The organism is Pseudomonas sp. LBUM1657 (assembly GCF_059716075.1).
The window spans coordinates 4,811,232-4,827,431 of record NZ_CP166799.1; the positions used below are offsets into that span (position 1 = coordinate 4,811,232).

Below are 16,200 nucleotides of genomic sequence, written 5' to 3' on the forward strand. Positions count from 1 at the left end.
GGTGATCCAGGCGGGGCTTTTTCATGCGCGTGAGCATCGCACCGATTTAATGTGGGAGCGGGCTTGCTCGCGAAAGTGGTGTGTCAGCTTGCATCAATGTTGAGTGTTCAATCGCTTTCGCGAGCAAGCCCGCTCCCACAAGGGAGTCTGCGTCAGGACTGCTTGAAGACCAATTCCTCAGGCACATCCACATCCCACAGCACACCGAGATCATCCACGGCCACCTCAAACACCCGCGCCTGCGCGAACAACGGCTTGGCACCATGATCACCCGATAACGCCATCAACCCCGGCCCAAACGTGCGCCCGAAACCCACCGGATGCCCGTATTGACCGTCCTGCACCGGCACACTGACAGAGTCATCAGCAATCCCCGCCAGCACCTGCTCGATACTCGACGGCAAGACGAACGGCATATCCCCCAACACAATCAGCCAACCACTGAGCTGCGGGCACGCCGCCACGCCAGCCGCAATGCTGTCACCCATGCCGGTGGATTCGATCAACACAATCTCGCAACCATAAGCCTGGGCCATGCGAATCACTTGCGGGCGGTCTGCGGTAGTCACCAGAACGCGCTTTTCAAGGCTGGCCGGCAAACTCACCAGCACCTGCTCGATCACCGAATGAACAGCGCCATCACGCCCGGCACAGTCAGCCAGCAACTTGTCCTTCTCCTCACCTGCCACCTGCCGGAAACGACTGCCCTGCCCCGCCGCCAATACGATGACGCCGATAGGTTCGCTCATACGTCCTCCTGCAACGGCTTCTTCTGCTTCAGTTCGACGCCGTTCTTGATCGCGACAATTTCGGCCAGCAGCGACAAGGCGATTTCCGCCGGGGTATGGCTGCCAATGTGCAAGCCGATCGGCCCATGCAGTCGTTCGATAGCCTGTTGTGACAAGCCTAGCTGAGCCAGGTTGTCCCGGCGCTTCAAGCTGTTGACCCGCGAACCCAGTGCACCGACATAAAAAGCCTTGGAATCGAGGGCCGTAAGCAGCGCCATGTCATCCAGCCGAGGATCGTGAGTCAGCGCGACGATGGCCGTGCGTTCATCGGTCTGGATGGTCAGCACCGCTTCGTCGGGCATACCCGGGACGAAGCGCCCGTGTTGCTCTTCCCAGCCATAAACGAATTCGGTGCGCGGATCGCAGATCAGCACTTCGAAATCCAGTAACCGCGCCATCTCGGCGACGTAACGGGACAGCTGCCCAGCGCCGATCAGCAGCAATCGCCAACGCGGCCCGTAAATGGCGCGCAAGGTCTGCCCGTCAAACGTCAGCACATCCGTCTTGCTTGCCGGCTTCAGTAGCACTTCGCCGGTCTCGAGATTCAACTCGCGTGCGAGGATTTCATGGTCTTCACAACGCGCGAGCAATTCGGCGACCCAAGCCGGATCGCCAACCCGTTCCTCGGTCAGGCGCAACGTGCCGCCGCACGGCAAGCCAAACCGTGCAGCCTCCTCGCGGGTGACGCCGTAAGTGATCAACTGCACCGGCGGCCCTTCGGCGGGAATCCGACCGTCGTGCAGCCGGGCAATCAGGTCATCTTCGACACACCCGCCGGACACCGAGCCAATCACTACGCCGTCTTCACGCAAAGCCAGCATGGCGCCAGGCGCCCGGGGCGCGGTGCCCCAGGTCTGGACCACGCTGAACAAGACCACCCGCTGACCGGCGCGGCGCCATTCCAGTACGCTGCGCAGGACGTTCAGATCAACGCTGTCCATCAAGCCTCTGCCTTCTGCCAACCCTGCAACTGATAGCGAACCGGCAGGTCACGGATGCGTTTGCCCGTGGCGGCGAAGATCGCATTGCACAGTGCCGGCGCAATCGGCGGCACGCCCGGTTCGCCAACACCGCCCAATGGCACGTCGCCCGGTGGGGTCACCAGATGCACGGCGACTTCCTTCGGCGCCAGGGACATGCGCGCCACTTCAAACATGTGGAAGTTGTCCTGCTGGACCTTGCCATCCTTGAAGCTGATTTCCCCCAGCACCGCGTTGCCCAGGCCCATGACGCAGGCGCCTTCGAACTGCGAGCGAATCCGCTCGGGGTTGATCTGCGGGCCGCAATCCACCGCGATGTCAGCCTTGTGCACGATCAAGGTGCCGTCCTCTTTAACTTCGACCTCGATCACCGCCGCCACATAAGTGACGAAACTGTAATGCACCGCCAGGCCCAGGCCTCGGCCCTTGGGTAATTCACGCCCCCAACCGGCGGCTTTGGCGGCGGTCTCCAGCACCGTACGCATCCGCCCGGTGTCGATTGGATAACGCTCGGGGGATTCGCCGTAGTTCCACTCTTCACTCAAGGTTCGCGGATCGATCTGACGGTCCGGGCCGAGTAATTTGATCTGATACTTGAGCGGATCCTGGCCGGCCTTATGCGCCAGTTCATCGACAAAGCTCTGAATCGCAAAACCGTGAGGAATGTTCGACACCGAGCGAAACCATCCAACCCGGGTGTGAATCATTGCTTCCGGATTTTCCAGGCGCACGTTGGAAATCGCGTAAGCCATGTTGGTGAAACCCATGCCCAACTCGAACGCCGCTTCGTGGTTCATGCCCGGCGCGAACAACGCCGTGATGCTCGGCGCTACGGTACGGTGCAGCCAGCCGGACGGCAGGCCATCCTTGTTCAGGCTGGCCTTCAGGTATTCGGCCGACACGGTGTGGAAGTAGGAACAGTGGATGTCGTCTTCACGGCTCCATTGCACCCGCACGGCCTTGCCGGGGAATTCCTTGGCGAGGATCGCTGCTTCGATGATGAAGTCCGGCTTGGATTTGCGCCCGAAACCGCCGCCCAGCAGCGTGACGTGGAAAGTGACCTTATCGAATGGAATGCCAAGGCGTTCGCCAATCCGTTCGCGGGTGACCTGCGGCGCCTGGCTTGGGGCCCAGGCTTCACATACGCCGTCCTTGAATCGCGCGATAGCGACCATCGGCTCCATTGGCGCCTGCGTCAGGTGCGGCAGGTAGTAGGACGCTTCCAGGGTGCTGTTGGCGCTGCCCATGGCCTCGTCGATGTTGCCGGTATTGCGCACCACTTTGCCGGGTTTGAGGGACGCGGCTTCAATTTCCTTGCGATAGGCGATCGAGTCGTAACTGGCGTTGGGGCCGTCATCCCACTCGATTTTCAGCGCATCACGGCCCTTCATCGCCGCCCAGGTGTTGCTGGCCACCACGGCCACGCCACCCAACGGCTGGAACTCGGACGGCAGCGGACGGCCTTCGATCTGGATGACTTTGATCACGCCCGGGACTTTCAGCGCCGCGCTGGAATCAACAGATTTGACCTTGCCGCCGTAGACCGCCGGACGGGCGATGGTCGCGAAGAGCATGCCATCGAAATGCACGTCGGCACCGTAGACCGCACGGCCGTTGACGATGTCGTCACCGTCGATGGCCTTGGTGCCTTCCTTGCCGATGTAGCGGAATTCCGACGGCTGCTTGAGCCGAAGGCTGTCGCGGGCCGGTACTGCCAACACACCGGCCGCGGCGGCGAGTGCGCCATAACCCAGCTCCCGACCGGTCGGTTGGTGAATGACTTTATGCAGCTGCGCACGGCATTCGCTGACCGGGACTTTCCACTGCTCGGCAGCGGCCTGTTCAAGCATGGTCCGCGCGGCAGCCCCGCAGCGACGCATCGGCTCGTACCAGTGACGCATGCTGCGCGAACCGTCGGTGTCCTGGTTGCCAAAACGCACTTCGTCACCCGGCGCCTGCTGAACCTTCACCATCGCCCAATCGGCGTCCAACTCATCGGCCACTACCATGGTCAGGCTGGTGCGCACGCCCTGGCCCATTTCCGAACGGTTGCAAACCACGGTCACCGTGCCGTCAGAGGCGATGCTGACGTAAACCTTCGGATCATCGATCCAGCCATTGGGCATGCCGTCGGCGCCGAATTTTTTCTCTTTCTCGGCAGCGAAAGCGTCCTGCCAGCCCCAACTGGCGGCGACGACCAGCGCACCGGTAGCGCCAACGCCTTTGAGGAAACCACGACGACTGAGGTTGCTCAGGGCGAAATCATTCGCTAGCTGGCTCATGCCTTGGCCTCCTTCAAGTGAGTAGACGCCTGGCGGATGGCGGTCTTGATACGGTTATAGGTGCCGCAACGGCAAATGTTGCCGACCATCGCTTCTTCGATCTGTGCGTCGCTCGGATCGGGATTGGTCTTGAGCAAGGCGGTAGCGGACATGATCTGCCCGCCCTGGCAGTAACCGCACTGGGCGACTGCCGTGTCGAGCCAGGCTTGCTGGACGACTTTGCCGACCGGGTCGGCGTGCAGGTTATCGATGGTGGTGATGTTCTGACCGACCACCGAACCGATCGGTGTGATGCAGCTGCGTGCCGGAGCACCATCGATATGGATGGTGCAAGCGCCGCACAGGCCCATGCCGCAGCCGAATTTGGTGCCGTTGTAACCGGCCACATCGCGGATCGCCCAGAGCAGCGGCATATCCTCGGTGACGTCGAGTGGATGGTCTTGACCATTGAGCTTCAGGGTAATCATGGGCACGCCCGCATATTATTGGTTATGGGGTCGAGCAATCTGCCGCCAGTGTCGGCGGTGGGTATCACGCAGATCGGCTCAGGCTAATGAGGCTCTCTTATGCGGACGGTTGCGTCTGCATCGGGCCTTTGATGGAGCAAACGTTTGCATCGTTAGGTGGCTAAGTTAACCCAGCATTAACAAAAAAGCCCTGCACACTAGAAGTTATGCAGGGCTTTGAAATCAGCTTTTAAAGCGTAGCTTCAATACTGATTGGGCTCCATTTCCAAATCGACGTGGAAACGTTCTGATATGTCTTTCTGGATGCGCTGCGCCAGGCCCAGCAATTGCAGCCCGGTTGCGCTGCCGTAGTTGACCAGCACCAGCGCCTGCAATTTATGCACGCCCGCGTCGGCATCGCGGAAACCCTTCCAACCCGCTCGCTCGATCAGCCACCCCGCGGCCAGTTTCATTTGTCCGTCGGGTTGCGCGTAGGCCACCAGGTCCGGGTATTCGACCTTGAGTTGCGCCACGAATGCCGCTGACACCAAGGGGTTCTTGAAGAAGCTGCCGGCATTGCCGAGCACCGCCGGGTCCGGGAGTTTTTCATTTCGGATACTGCAAATGGCCTGGCTGACATCGGTGGCAGTCGGGTGATCGATGCCTTGCTCCGTCAAGCGCTGACGCACCGGGCCATACTCCAGATGCAGGTGCGCGGCGCGGTTCAGGGTGAAACGCACACGCAGGATCAACCAGCGACCCGGTTCCTGTTTGAATACGCTATCGCGGTAAGCAAAGTTGCATTCTTCCAACGTGAAGTCCCGCAGCTCGCCGGTCCGGCGATCCAGGGCCGTCAAACCGGCGAACACGTCCTTGATCTCCACACCATAGGCGCCGATGTTCTGCATCGGGGCCGCGCCCACGGTGCCGGGAATCAGGCTGAGGTTTTCCAGACCCGACAACCCCATCGCCAAGGTGTGTTGCACGAACGGATGCCAAGGCTCGCCGGCTTCGGCTTCAATGACGACTTTGTTGCCGTCGTCACTCAGGATGCGAATCCCGCGTGTGGCCATGCGCAACACCAGTGACTGGATATCACTCGTCAGCAGCAGGTTGCTGCCGCCGCCAATCACCAACAGCGGCACGTCATGTTCCGCGGCATAAGCCAGCGCTTCGCGGACGTCAGCATCGCTGTGGGCTTCGGCAAACAACCGGGCCCGAACGTCCACACCAAAGCTGTTGAACGGTTTGAGCGATACCCGTGGTTGAACCTGCAAACTCATAACCGTCCCTTCAATTCGATCACCAGCAAATCACTGGCGCGCTCGATCAGGTCCAGCACCTGCTCGAAACCCTGGTCGCCGTCGTAGTAAGGGTCCGGCACCTCATCGACTTGCGACGGGTAGCGCCGCAGGAACAAATCCAGTTCGGCCTTGCCCTTGGCCGGTTGCAGAGCCTTGAGGTTGCGCAGGTTGCTGTTGTCCATTGCCAGGATCAAGTCATAGCTGGCGAAATCGGCGCGAGTGACTTGCTGGGCGCGCTGGGTGGACAGGTCGTAACCGCGCAGTTTGGCCGCGGCCTGGCTGCGTTTGTCCGGTGCTTTGCCGACGTGCCAGTCACCGGTGCCGGCGGAGGCGACTTCGATGTGATCGGCCAGCCCCGCTTCGCGCAGTTTATGCCGCAGCACACCTTCGGCCGTGGGAGAACGGCAGATGTTGCCCAGGCAAACGAACAGAACCCGCATCAGGCCTCCAGCAGGCGACGAACGCGCTCAAGGTCTTCAACGGTGTCGACGCCGGTGGGCGGAGCGATCAGCGCATCGGCAACGTGAATCCGCACGCCGTGCCACAGGGCCCGCAGTTGTTCCAGGGATTCGGTGTTTTCCAGCCAGCACGGCCCCCAGCTGACGAAGTCATGCAGGAAACCGGCGCGATAGGCGTAGATGCCGATGTGGCGGCGGTAGGGCACGCCTTCCGGAAGTTGCTCGCGGCTTTTGGCAAACGCGTCCCTCGCCCACGGCAATGTCGCACGACTGAAGGTCAGTGCCAGGCCATTAAGATCGCTGACGACCTTGACCACGTTAGGGTTGAACAGGGTTTCCACGTCTTCGATCGGCTCGGCCAGGGTGGCCATGCGCGCTTCGGTGTGGGCAGCCAGGTTGGCGGCGACCTGATCGATCACGCTCGGCGGGATCAACGGTTCGTCACCCTGGACGTTAACCACGATGGCGTCGGGTGCCAGGCCCAGTTTCGCTGCGACTTCAGCCAGGCGATCGGTGCCGGAATTGTGGTCTTCGCGAGTCAGCACCACTTCGGCACCGAAGCCGTTGCAGGCCTCGACGATACGCGCATCGTCAGTGGCGACCACCACCCGTTGCGCACTGCTTTTACTCGCCTGTTCCCAGACATGCTGGATCATCGGCTTGCCGGCGATCAGTAGCAGCGGCTTGCCCGGCAGGCGGGTGGAGGCATAACGCGATGGAATGACAACGGTAAAGGCTGTGGTCATTTATCCAGACGCTCGTCGGTGGTCAGGGTGCGGGCTTCGGTTTCGAGCATCACCGGGATGCCGTCGCGAATCGGGTACGCCAGGCCGGCGCCCTTGCTGATCAGCTCGGTTTTGTCGGCACTGAGCTTGAGCGGGCCTTTGCAGACCGGACAAGCGAGGATATCGAGCAATTTGGTGTCCATGAGCATTCCCTGGATAAAAACGGAGTTAAGGCAAAAGACGAGCCGGCAACAGGCGCATCAGCTGCGTATCGAACCAGGCCACGAAGGCCGGCGATGGCGCAGCATCGACCGCCAGGTACCACCAATCGGCGGCGGCGAAGGCACGGCACTTCACCGCGTCCTTTTCGGTCATCACCAACGGCAATGACGGTGTGAAATTCAACGCCTGGACGCTGTATTCGGCGTGGTCGGCAAACGCGTGCGGGACTGGCTGCCAGTGTAGCGTTTCGAGGGTCGTGAAGAAACGCTGCGGATTGCCGATCCCGGCCACGGCGTGCAGGGCCTGGCCTGGGGGAAAGTGGTCGAGGGGACGACGTTCGCCGCTTTTCAGATTGACCAGCGCGGTGGGTTGTAGCAGGAAGGCAAAACCGCCCTGGCGGTCGGCAGCGGCGCCGTTGTAGAGCACCGCGTCGACACTTTGCAGGCGCTCGACCGGTTCGCGCAACGGCCCGGCCGGCAAGCAACGCTGGTTACCAAGGCCGCGGGCGGCGTCGATCAGTACCAGCTCCAGGTCCCGGGCCAATCGGTAATGCTGCATGCCGTCGTCGGACAGGATCAGGTCCAGCGGCTCACTCGCCAGCAAGGCTTTGACGGCGCGGCTGCGGTCCGGGTCGATCATCAACGGGACGCCGGTGCGCTGGACAATCAATAACGGTTCGTCGCCAGCAACGTCTGCGCTTTGCTCCGCCTCGACGCGCCACGGCAATTGCGGTGGTTTGGCGCCGTAACCGCGGCTGACCACACCGACCCGCAAACCGCTGCGCTGGCAGTGCTGGATCATCCATAGAATCAGTGGCGTCTTGCCGGTGCCGCCGACGGTGATGTTGCCGACCACGACCAGCGGCACGGGCGGCTGGTAGATCTCGCCCTCACCCGCCAGAAAACGCTTGCGCTTGTTCATGACCACGCGCCGATACAGCCACTCAAGCGGCTGCAACAGTTTCAGGGCCGGATGACCTTGGTACCACGCGGCGAGCAAGCGATCGGACATGGCCATCAGGGCGCGGGCGGCGCCGCCTCGACAGTGGTCATGCGCAGGTGGCTGAAACCGAGCTTGCCGGCGGCGTCCATGGCGGTGATGACGGCTTGATGCTGAGTCTTGCCATCGGCGCTGATGGACAGCGGCAGGCTGGTGTCGCCATTGGCTTCTTTCTGCAGCGCATCCATCAGGGTTGCCAGATCGTTCTTCGGCAATATCTGGTTGTTCAGCGAGAAGACACCTTCGGCACTGATGGTAACGTCCAGATGCTTGGCCTGCGGGTCTTCGGCAGGCGAACCACTGACCGCTTCCGGCAGATCGACACGCAACTGGGTTTCACGGGTGAACGTAGTGGTGACAACGAAAAACAGCAGCAGAATAAACACCACGTCGATCAGCGACGCGAGGTTGATGTCCACATTCTCCCGTTGCTTGCGGCGGAATTTCACGCTTTGCCTCCATTCAGGTCCACGTCACGATCACCCTGTACAACCTCGACCAGCTTGATCGCTTCCTGCTCCATGCCCACCACCAGCTCATCGATCCGGCGTTGCAGGAAACGGTGGAAGAACACCGCCGGAATACCGACCATCAGGCCCGCCGCCGTCGTAATCAATGCCTTGGAGATACCACCCGCCAGCACCGAGGCGTTGGTGGTCATGCCCGTGCCCATGAACGCACTGAAAATATCGATCATCCCCAGCACAGTACCGAGCAAGCCCAGCAAGGGGGCCATGGCAGCGATGGTGCCAAGCGCGTTGATGTAGCGTTCGAGCTCGTGAATGACCCGCGCGGCGGCTTCTTCGATGCACTCTTTCATGATCTCGCGACCATGTTTGGAGTTCGCCAGACCGGCAGCCAGGATCTCGCCCAGCGGAGAGTGGGCGCGCAGTTCCTTGAGTTTGTCTTTATTGAGTTGTTTGTCCTTGATCCAGACCCAGACCTGCCCGAGCAGGTGCTCCGGGGTCACACGGCTGGCTCGCAGGGTCCAGAGACGCTCGGCGATGATCGCCATGGCCGCGATGGAACTCAGAATGATCGGCAGCATCATCCAGCCGCCGGATTTGACCAATTCCCACACAGTGACAGTCCCCTCGAAAAAGTGCGCCACTCTAACATAGGGGGTGGGCGCACCGAAGACCGTGTGGCGCATCCGGTCGGGCTGTCATAGCAGACGATTACTGCGCAGAGCGCCAGAAACGCCGTTCTTGACGCATTGTCCATGGCGGCTTGAAGTGCCCGAGTTGCAGACGGATGGCGCCCTGTTCGGCGCTGTCGTAGATCAGCATGCCGCGCTTTTGATAGCGCGCCACGACGGTGGGATGGGGATGGCCGAACGAATTGCCGTGGCCACGGGAGATCAGCACCGCTTTGGGTTTCAGCGCAGTGAGCAATGCCATGGAAGACGAACTGCGACTGCCGTGGTGCGGCGCCTGCAACCAATCGGTGGACACGGCCAGCGAACTGTCGAGCAGCGCTCGTTCGGCTGCGATGTCGATGTCGCCGGTCAGCAGCAAGCGCTCGCCATTGGCTTCGATCTGCAAGACGCAGGACTTCTGATTGCTGTCCGTGGCCGACGACCATTGCCAGAGCTGGAACTGCACATTGTCCCAGGTCCATTGCCGCCCGCTCTCACAGGCTTCGGCCTGCAACTCGCTCGGCAACGCCAGTGGATCACCGCTGAGTACCGTCTTCACCGGCAGCCCGTTGGCAACCGCCCGGGCACCGCCGGCATGATCGGCGTCGGCATGGCTGATTAGCATCAAATCGAGTCCTTCTACACCCAGTTTGCGCAACGACGGCAGAACTACCCGTTCACCCAGGTCGAAATCGCCGAAACGCGGTCCGGTGTCATACAACAACGTGTGATGACGGGTACGCACCAGGATCGCCAAACCCTGACCGACATCCAGTTGCCAGACTTCGGCGATGCCTTCGGGCAAGGATTGCCGAGGCGGAAAAACCAGCAACAGCAGCATTGGCCAACCCAACGGACGCAATGGCACGCCGGGCGGCAGTAATAGTAGAAAGGCACCCAATGTGCCGAAGGCCCATACCCACAGCGGGATTGCCACTGGCACCCACGCGGGAACCTGACCGGCCATCAACGCCAGGCCCTTGAACAGCCAATCGATCAAACCGCCCGCCAGCCACAGCAACCCTTCACCCACATAAGGCACTGGCAACAGCAGCGTCCCGAGCAAGGCTGGCGGCAGCACCACCAGACTGATCCAGGGCACTGCCAGCAGATTGACCAGCGGCCCGCTGAGACTGATCGGCAACCCCAACACCAGCAACACCGGGCACAGACCGATTGCAATCAGCCATTGGGCGCGGGTCCAGGTCTGCCACCAGCGCCAGGGCCCCAACCGCCCGCCGAAGGTAAAGATCAGCACCGCCACCGCCGCAAAGGACAACCAGAAACCCGGTTGCAGACTTGCCAGCGGGTCCAGCAGCAATACGCCGTTGAGCGCCAGCAACAAAGGCCACCATGCACCCAGGTGACGAAAACGCAGGCGCCACAACAGCACCAGACCGATCATCGCGCAAGCTCGGCGTACCGGCACCTCGAAACCAGCCAGCAGCCCATAACCGAGGGCGGCCGCGAACGCCAGGCCGCACGCCCAGGGCAGCCAGGGCAGACGGTTTGGCCATAGACCGTAACGAGCCAGCCCGGCGATCGACAAATACACCAGTCCCGCCAGCAAACCGATGTGTTGCCCGGAAATGACCAACAGGTGCACGGTGCCAGTGTCTTGCAGCACCTGCCAATCTTCGCGACTCAACCCGGCGCCGTCCCCCAGCACCAACGCCGTCAGCGCACCTGTTTGCCCTTGAGCATCCACGCCTTGCAAGCGCTTTCGGATACCGTCGCGCCAGGCCCATCGGGCTTCGGCGAGCCGCTCGCCATCCTTGACCGTCCCGGTGGCGCCGATGCGTTGAGCCAGCAGCCAGGCGTCGTAATCGAAGGCATGGGGATTGAGCAACCCGCTCGGGCGCTTCAATTTAACCGCCAGTCGCCAACGCTCGCCGCTGCTCACCGGCGGCCCGTCATACCAGGCCAGGCGCATCAGTTGCGGAACCTTGCCATGTCGTGACCGAGCGTCCGCCAATTCAAAACGCACCACGGCTTCATTGTTCTGTGGCAATCCCACCACCCGGCCTTCGACCCAACGGGTTTCGCCATCCAGACTCACCGCCAGGCGATCATCCAGCGCCCACTGGGCGTTAGCACCCGCCCAACTGACGCCTAACAGGAAAAAAGCCACCGGGTAAGTTTTGAACGGCAGCAGCATCAAACCCACGACTGGCAACAGCAGCCACAACCCAACCGGCGGTAATACCGGAAAAAAACGCAGGGCCAGCAGACCGACTGCCAGCGCCATCATCCCTGTGCGCATAAGCCCGTCCTTGAGGGTTCCCTCCCTAGGCATAGCTGGCTGATCGCACGCTCGCCGTTATCAATTGTCACAAAGTCTGAATGGGCGGTTCATGGAATCCAGACATACTTGCCGCCTTAACCGACCGAGAAGCCTTATGCCCCGGCGCTTATTCAAACGTTACATGCCAGATCCGACCAGCATCAGGGAACACAAATCCTTACGCTTTCTCGGCACCCTGTTGCATGACCCGAACCTCTGGCACCTCAACCGCCATTCCGTCGCACGGGCCATGGCGGTGGGTTTGTTCGCGGCGTTCTTGCCAATTCCGTTGCAGATGCTGCTGGCAGCCATCCTCGCCATCATCGTGCGCGGCAACATGCCGATTGCGGTGAGTCTGGTTTGGTTGACCAACCCGATCACCATGCCGGCGGTGTTTTTCTGCACCTACCAGACCGGTGCATGGCTGATGGACGTCCCCGCTCGTCACCTGCCGGATGAATTGACCTGGGAATGGATCAGTGGGGAACTCTCTTCGCTGTGGCAGCCATTTTTGCTGGGTTCGGTGGTGACCGGCTTGGTGCTCGGAGCCGTGGCTTATTGCCTGGTGATGATGTATTGGCGCTGGTGGGTTAGCCGGCAATGGGCGCGGCGCAAGAGAAAGCGGATGCAGTGAATGCAAAAAGGCCTCCAGATTGGGAGGCCTTTTTTTTGCGGCTGGATTGGGGACATATCCGTTTCTGCGGTAATGGCTGCTGGCGGTTTCGCTTTTACAGCGAGTCACTTTCGAAAAGCGCGAAAGTAACCAAAGTGCTTTCGCCCCGCCATTCGGTGCCTCGCCTAGGCTCGGCATACCCTCACTCCGGCATTGCTCCGGGGGCCCGCCGCCATCGGCCATCCATGGCCGGGGGCGGCTACCGCGGCATCCTTGCCGCGGTGCCCCCTGCGCAATACCTGCGTTCGGCCTCTGGGAAAGGGGCGGCAGATCTGAAGCCGAAGCAAAGCAAAGCAACGGCAACGGCAACGGCAACGGCAACGGCAACGGCAACGGCAATGGCAACGGCAACGGCAACGGCAACGGCAAGATCAACAGCTTCGCGAGCAAGCCCGCTCCCACAGGGGAACGCGTACGCGTGAAAGATCAGGCCAGCCGGTAGGCCGCCTCGTTTTGCTGTGGAGATTCTCGCCGGGCTGACCATCTCATTAGGGGAAAAAGCGCTTTGGTCACTTTCGCGCTTTTCGAAAGTGACCCGCCGTAAGGGCGGAACCATAAGCCGCCGTGACCTAAAAAACGGATATGTACCCCACCCCCAGAAGCCCCAGAAGCCGCATACCCAGATAAAGGGTTAAGTACGCATCCCCCGCCCACTCACCAGCAACCGCGCACAACCGATATACAACACCACAGTCGCCACCAACATAAAGGTAATCGCCACACTGATCCTGATGTCCGAAACACCCAGAATGCCGTAACGGAAAGCGTTAACCATATGCAACACCGGGTTAGCCAGGGACACGGTCTGCCAGAACGGCGGCAACAAAGAGATCGAGTAAAACACCCCGCCCAGATACGTCAACGGTGTAAGCACAAATGTCGGAATAATCGAAATATCGTCGAAGTTGCGCGCAAACACAGCATTGATAAAGCCCAGCAACGAAAAGATCGTCGCCGTTAGCACCACCACCAAAATGGTCACACCCAGGTGATGCACCTGCAGATGCGTAAAGAACAATGACAACAGCGTCACGATAATCCCGACCATCAACCCGCGCAGCACGCCACCCAGGGTGTAGCCAATCAGAATCGTATGCGGCGAAACCGGCGACACCATCAACTCTTCGATGGAGCGTTGGAACTTGCTACCGAAGAAACTCGACACCACGTTGCCATAGGAGTTGGTGATCACCGACATCATGATCAACCCCGGCACGATGTACTCCATATAGGTGAAGCCACCCATGTCACCGATCTGCCGACCGATCAGGTTGCCGAAGATCACGAAGTACAGAACCATCGTGATGGCCGGCGGCAGCAGCGTCTGCGGCCAGATCCGGGTGAAGCGTTTGACCTCCCGGTAAACGATGGTATTGAGGGCTACAAGGTTGGGTTGCAGCTCGGAACTCATACCGCCACCTTCGACAGATTTTTCTCCACCAGGGACACGAACAGCTCCTCGAGTCGATTGGTTTTGTTACGCAGGCTCAGCACTTCAATGCTCTGCTGCGCCAATTGGGTGAACAGCGCGGTGATGCCCATGGCCTTGTCGACCTGAACTTCAATCGTGTGACTGTCGAGCAACTTGGTTGGATAACCGAGCAACTGCGGCGCGACGTTCAAAGTGTTTTTAATATCGAGCAGGAACGTTTCCACATGCAACTGGCTGAGCAGCTGCTTCATGCTGGTGTTCTCGACGATGGTGCCGTGGTCGATGATGCCGATGTTGCGGCACAGCTGTTCAGCCTCTTCCAGGTAGTGGGTGGTGAGGATGATGGTGATGCCTTTCTTGTTCAGCTCGGTGAGGAATGTCCACATCGAGCGACGCAGTTCGATGTCCACCCCCGCTGTCGGTTCGTCGAGGATCAGCAGGCGCGGTTCGTGAACCAGTGCGCGGGCGATCATCAGTCGACGCTTCATGCCGCCAGACAGTGAACGCGACGGCGTATCACGCTTGTCCCACAGACCGAGCTGGGTCAGGTACTGCTCGGCGCGTTCCTTGGCGACTTTCGGCGGGATGCCGTAGTAACCGGCCTGGGTCACGACGATGTCGAAGGTCTTTTCGAACTGGTTGAAATTGAATTCCTGGGGCACTACGCCGATAGAGCGCTTGAGCTGTGCAGGATTCTTGTCCAGGTCATGACCGAAGATATTCACCGTTCCACTGGTCTTGTTCACCAGGGTCGAGAGAATGCCGATAGTCGTGGATTTGCCGGCGCCGTTAGGGCCGAGCAACGCGAAAAAGTCACCTTCGGCGACATCCAGATCGATACCACTCAGGGCCTGGAAACCGTTGCCGTAGGTTTTGGTTAGCTGCCGGATGGACAGAGCGGAACTCATATCGGATTTACGCACCAAGAAGGGAAGAAAGGGACAAATAAGGGCGGGCGGCGAGCAATGCAACCGCGGCGCATGAGCGCAATGGTGCTTGTCGCTGCCACACAAGTACAGTCAAGTGTGTCGATAGTGAGTATTAAGTCAACGCGGTCATGACGGCTTTCTTATACGCCAGACGCTGTTTCAACCGTGCGTACCAGGCTTCAAGATGAGGCCGTGGTGCGCGTTCGATCGGCATCTCGAACCAGGCATAAATGAAACTGCCGAGGGGAATGTCGCCCATGCCGATCTCATCGCCGGACAGGTACGGTTGGGTCGTCAGCGCCTGATCGGCCATCGATAGCAGATCGTCGCACTCCTTGATCGCGGCTTTTATTGCCGGCCAGTCCTGCTTGTCTTCAGGTGTGCGCAACACGCCCCAAAACACCGTACGAAACGGGCCGGCAAAACTGGAAGTGGTCCAGTCCATCCACTTATCGGCCGAGGCGCGAGCCTTGAGATCTTCCGGATACCAGGGCGTGCCACTGGCATGGAGGGCCATCAGATAACGCACGATGGCGTTGGATTCCCACAGCACGAAACCGTCGTCTTCAATCACTGGGACGCGGCCATTGGGGTTCATCGCGCGATACTCCGGCGTGTCGACTACACCAAAGGCGCCGCCCGCATCGATGGCTTCATAGGCCAGGCCCAGTTCCTCGGCGGCCCACAAAGGTTTTCTGACATTCGACGAGTTTTTCCGACCCCAGATCTTCAGCATGACCGCCTCTTAATGGATGAATGCGCAGGCAGCATACGCCGGATCAGGCGCGGCTCAAATCGCTCTGCATATCCCCCAGCAACGACGGCAGTTGCTCGTTGAAAAGATGCGGGTAGCACTTTTCCAGGTGCTCGAAAAAGAACGTTTCGGGCACGTCGGTGAACTGGCCGTGATCAATCAGGTACTCCATCAGCTTCTCGCCATCGCGATTGAAAGGATGGAAAACACTGTCATTGATTCCGTCGAATTCCAGCGGCGCGACATTGAACAGTTCGCACAAACCTTGATTGAACGCGGGTGTGGCCTTGACCCAGCGGTCGTTCAAATACAACTCGGTGTAGCCATGCATGGCGAACACATCGCTCTTGAGCAATTCAAGCAGTCGCGGTGTCGATAAATGATTGCGCACGTCCGCCAGACCGATACGCGCGGGGATCCCGCAATGCCGGGCGCAGCCGGCCAGCAGCGTGGCTTTGGGCACGCAATAACTTTCCCCGGCGGCCAGCGCATAACTGCCGCGCAACGTATCTGGATCACGGCTGAAGGTGTAGGGGTTGTAGCGAACGGCTTCGCGAACGGCATAGTAGAGATTGATCGCCTGCTCAAGCGGATCGCGACGGGCACCACGATGTTTTTCGGCGAACTCCACCACCGACGGGTGGTCACTATCGATGAAGCGGCCGGCACTCAGATACTCGTGCATGAGAACAATCTCCTGGGGAAGCCATGAGTCTAACGACCCCTTCAGCACAGAGATAACGACGTTTCGGCCAAACATGAGCGTATTGTCGTTCGCTCGATGAA

Annotated in this window: 17 protein-coding genes; 1 reads left to right on the forward strand and 16 read right to left on the reverse strand. The window is 60.2% G+C overall.

What is annotated here, in order from left to right:
• Nucleotides 1-152 precede the first annotated feature (152 nt).
• The 12 genes from ACA055_RS22160 to ACA055_RS22215 form a co-directional block, all read right to left on the reverse strand.
• The gene (locus ACA055_RS22160; protein WP_497680589.1) at nucleotides 153-749 is read right to left on the reverse strand and encodes a nucleotidyltransferase family protein; all 597 of its coding nucleotides are present in this window, start codon (nucleotides 747-749) and stop codon (nucleotides 153-155) included.
• Complete coding sequence (locus tag ACA055_RS22165) at nucleotides 746-1,729, reverse strand: XdhC family protein (RefSeq protein ID WP_497680590.1); 984 nt, start codon at nucleotides 1,727-1,729, stop codon at nucleotides 746-748. Before ACA055_RS22165 ends, ACA055_RS22160 begins: the two co-directional genes overlap by 4 nt.
• Nucleotides 1,729-4,050 carry a xanthine dehydrogenase family protein molybdopterin-binding subunit gene (locus ACA055_RS22170; RefSeq protein WP_497680591.1) on the reverse strand — a complete coding sequence of 774 codons (2,322 nt, stop codon included), beginning with the start codon at nucleotides 4,048-4,050 and terminating at the stop codon, nucleotides 1,729-1,731. Before ACA055_RS22170 ends, ACA055_RS22165 begins: the two co-directional genes overlap by 1 nt.
• Nucleotides 4,047-4,517, reverse strand: coding sequence for a (2Fe-2S)-binding protein (locus tag ACA055_RS22175; RefSeq protein WP_497680592.1), 471 nt, complete (start codon nucleotides 4,515-4,517; stop codon nucleotides 4,047-4,049). The genes ACA055_RS22170 and ACA055_RS22175 overlap by 4 nt, the downstream gene beginning before the upstream one ends.
• Before the next feature lie 242 nt (nucleotides 4,518-4,759).
• Nucleotides 4,760-5,779 carry a UDP-N-acetylmuramate dehydrogenase gene (gene murB / locus ACA055_RS22180; RefSeq protein ID WP_497680593.1) on the reverse strand — a complete coding sequence of 340 codons (1,020 nt, stop codon included), beginning with the start codon at nucleotides 5,777-5,779 and terminating at the stop codon, nucleotides 4,760-4,762.
• A complete protein-coding gene (locus tag ACA055_RS22185) occupies nucleotides 5,776-6,240 on the reverse strand; it encodes a low molecular weight protein-tyrosine-phosphatase (RefSeq protein ID WP_497680594.1) in 465 nt (154 codons plus the stop codon). The genes murB and ACA055_RS22185 overlap by 4 nt, the downstream gene beginning before the upstream one ends.
• The gene (gene kdsB, locus ACA055_RS22190; RefSeq protein ID WP_046049062.1) at nucleotides 6,240-7,004 is read right to left on the reverse strand and encodes a 3-deoxy-manno-octulosonate cytidylyltransferase; all 765 of its coding nucleotides are present in this window, start codon (nucleotides 7,002-7,004) and stop codon (nucleotides 6,240-6,242) included. The genes ACA055_RS22185 and kdsB overlap by 1 nt, the downstream gene beginning before the upstream one ends.
• Nucleotides 7,001-7,186 (reverse strand): Trm112 family protein, encoded by a 186-nt coding sequence (locus ACA055_RS22195; protein ID WP_007945752.1) that lies wholly within the window; start codon nucleotides 7,184-7,186, stop codon nucleotides 7,001-7,003. Before ACA055_RS22195 ends, kdsB begins: the two co-directional genes overlap by 4 nt.
• 25 nt (nucleotides 7,187-7,211) lie before the next feature.
• Complete coding sequence (lpxK, locus tag ACA055_RS22200; RefSeq protein WP_497680595.1) at nucleotides 7,212-8,222, reverse strand: tetraacyldisaccharide 4'-kinase; 1,011 nt, start codon at nucleotides 8,220-8,222, stop codon at nucleotides 7,212-7,214.
• Nucleotides 8,222-8,653 carry a flagellar polar localization protein PocB gene (gene pocB / locus ACA055_RS22205; protein WP_497680596.1) on the reverse strand — a complete coding sequence of 144 codons (432 nt, stop codon included), beginning with the start codon at nucleotides 8,651-8,653 and terminating at the stop codon, nucleotides 8,222-8,224. The genes lpxK and pocB overlap by 1 nt, the downstream gene beginning before the upstream one ends.
• Nucleotides 8,650-9,285, reverse strand: a complete 636-nt coding sequence (gene pocA / locus ACA055_RS22210) for a flagellar polar localization protein PocA (RefSeq protein WP_497680597.1) — start codon at nucleotides 9,283-9,285, stop codon at nucleotides 8,650-8,652. The genes pocB and pocA overlap by 4 nt, the downstream gene beginning before the upstream one ends.
• Nucleotides 9,286-9,382: 97 nt before the next feature.
• Nucleotides 9,383-11,605: a DNA internalization-related competence protein ComEC/Rec2 gene (locus ACA055_RS22215; protein ID WP_497680598.1), complete on the reverse strand. Its 2,223-nt coding sequence runs from the start codon at nucleotides 11,603-11,605 to the stop codon at nucleotides 9,383-9,385.
• Between the two features lie 136 nt (nucleotides 11,606-11,741).
• Between ACA055_RS22215 and ACA055_RS22220 the strand changes: the two genes are divergently transcribed.
• A complete protein-coding gene (locus tag ACA055_RS22220; protein ID WP_497680599.1) occupies nucleotides 11,742-12,260 on the forward strand; it encodes a DUF2062 domain-containing protein in 519 nt (172 codons plus the stop codon).
• Between the two features lie 670 nt (nucleotides 12,261-12,930).
• Here ACA055_RS22220 and ACA055_RS22225 read toward each other — a convergent pair.
• The 4 genes from ACA055_RS22225 to ACA055_RS22240 form a co-directional block, all read right to left on the reverse strand.
• The gene (locus ACA055_RS22225) at nucleotides 12,931-13,710 is read right to left on the reverse strand and encodes an ABC transporter permease (RefSeq protein ID WP_140676293.1); all 780 of its coding nucleotides are present in this window, start codon (nucleotides 13,708-13,710) and stop codon (nucleotides 12,931-12,933) included.
• Nucleotides 13,707-14,639, reverse strand: a complete 933-nt coding sequence (locus ACA055_RS22230; protein WP_497680600.1) for an ABC transporter ATP-binding protein — start codon at nucleotides 14,637-14,639, stop codon at nucleotides 13,707-13,709. The genes ACA055_RS22225 and ACA055_RS22230 overlap by 4 nt, the downstream gene beginning before the upstream one ends.
• 133 nt (nucleotides 14,640-14,772) lie before the next feature.
• Nucleotides 14,773-15,396, reverse strand: a complete 624-nt coding sequence (locus ACA055_RS22235) for a glutathione S-transferase family protein (protein ID WP_497680601.1) — start codon at nucleotides 15,394-15,396, stop codon at nucleotides 14,773-14,775.
• A 43-nt stretch (nucleotides 15,397-15,439) separates the two neighbouring features.
• Complete coding sequence (locus tag ACA055_RS22240) at nucleotides 15,440-16,099, reverse strand: transglutaminase-like domain-containing protein (protein ID WP_497680602.1); 660 nt, start codon at nucleotides 16,097-16,099, stop codon at nucleotides 15,440-15,442.
• Between the last annotated feature and the right edge of the window lie 101 nt (nucleotides 16,100-16,200).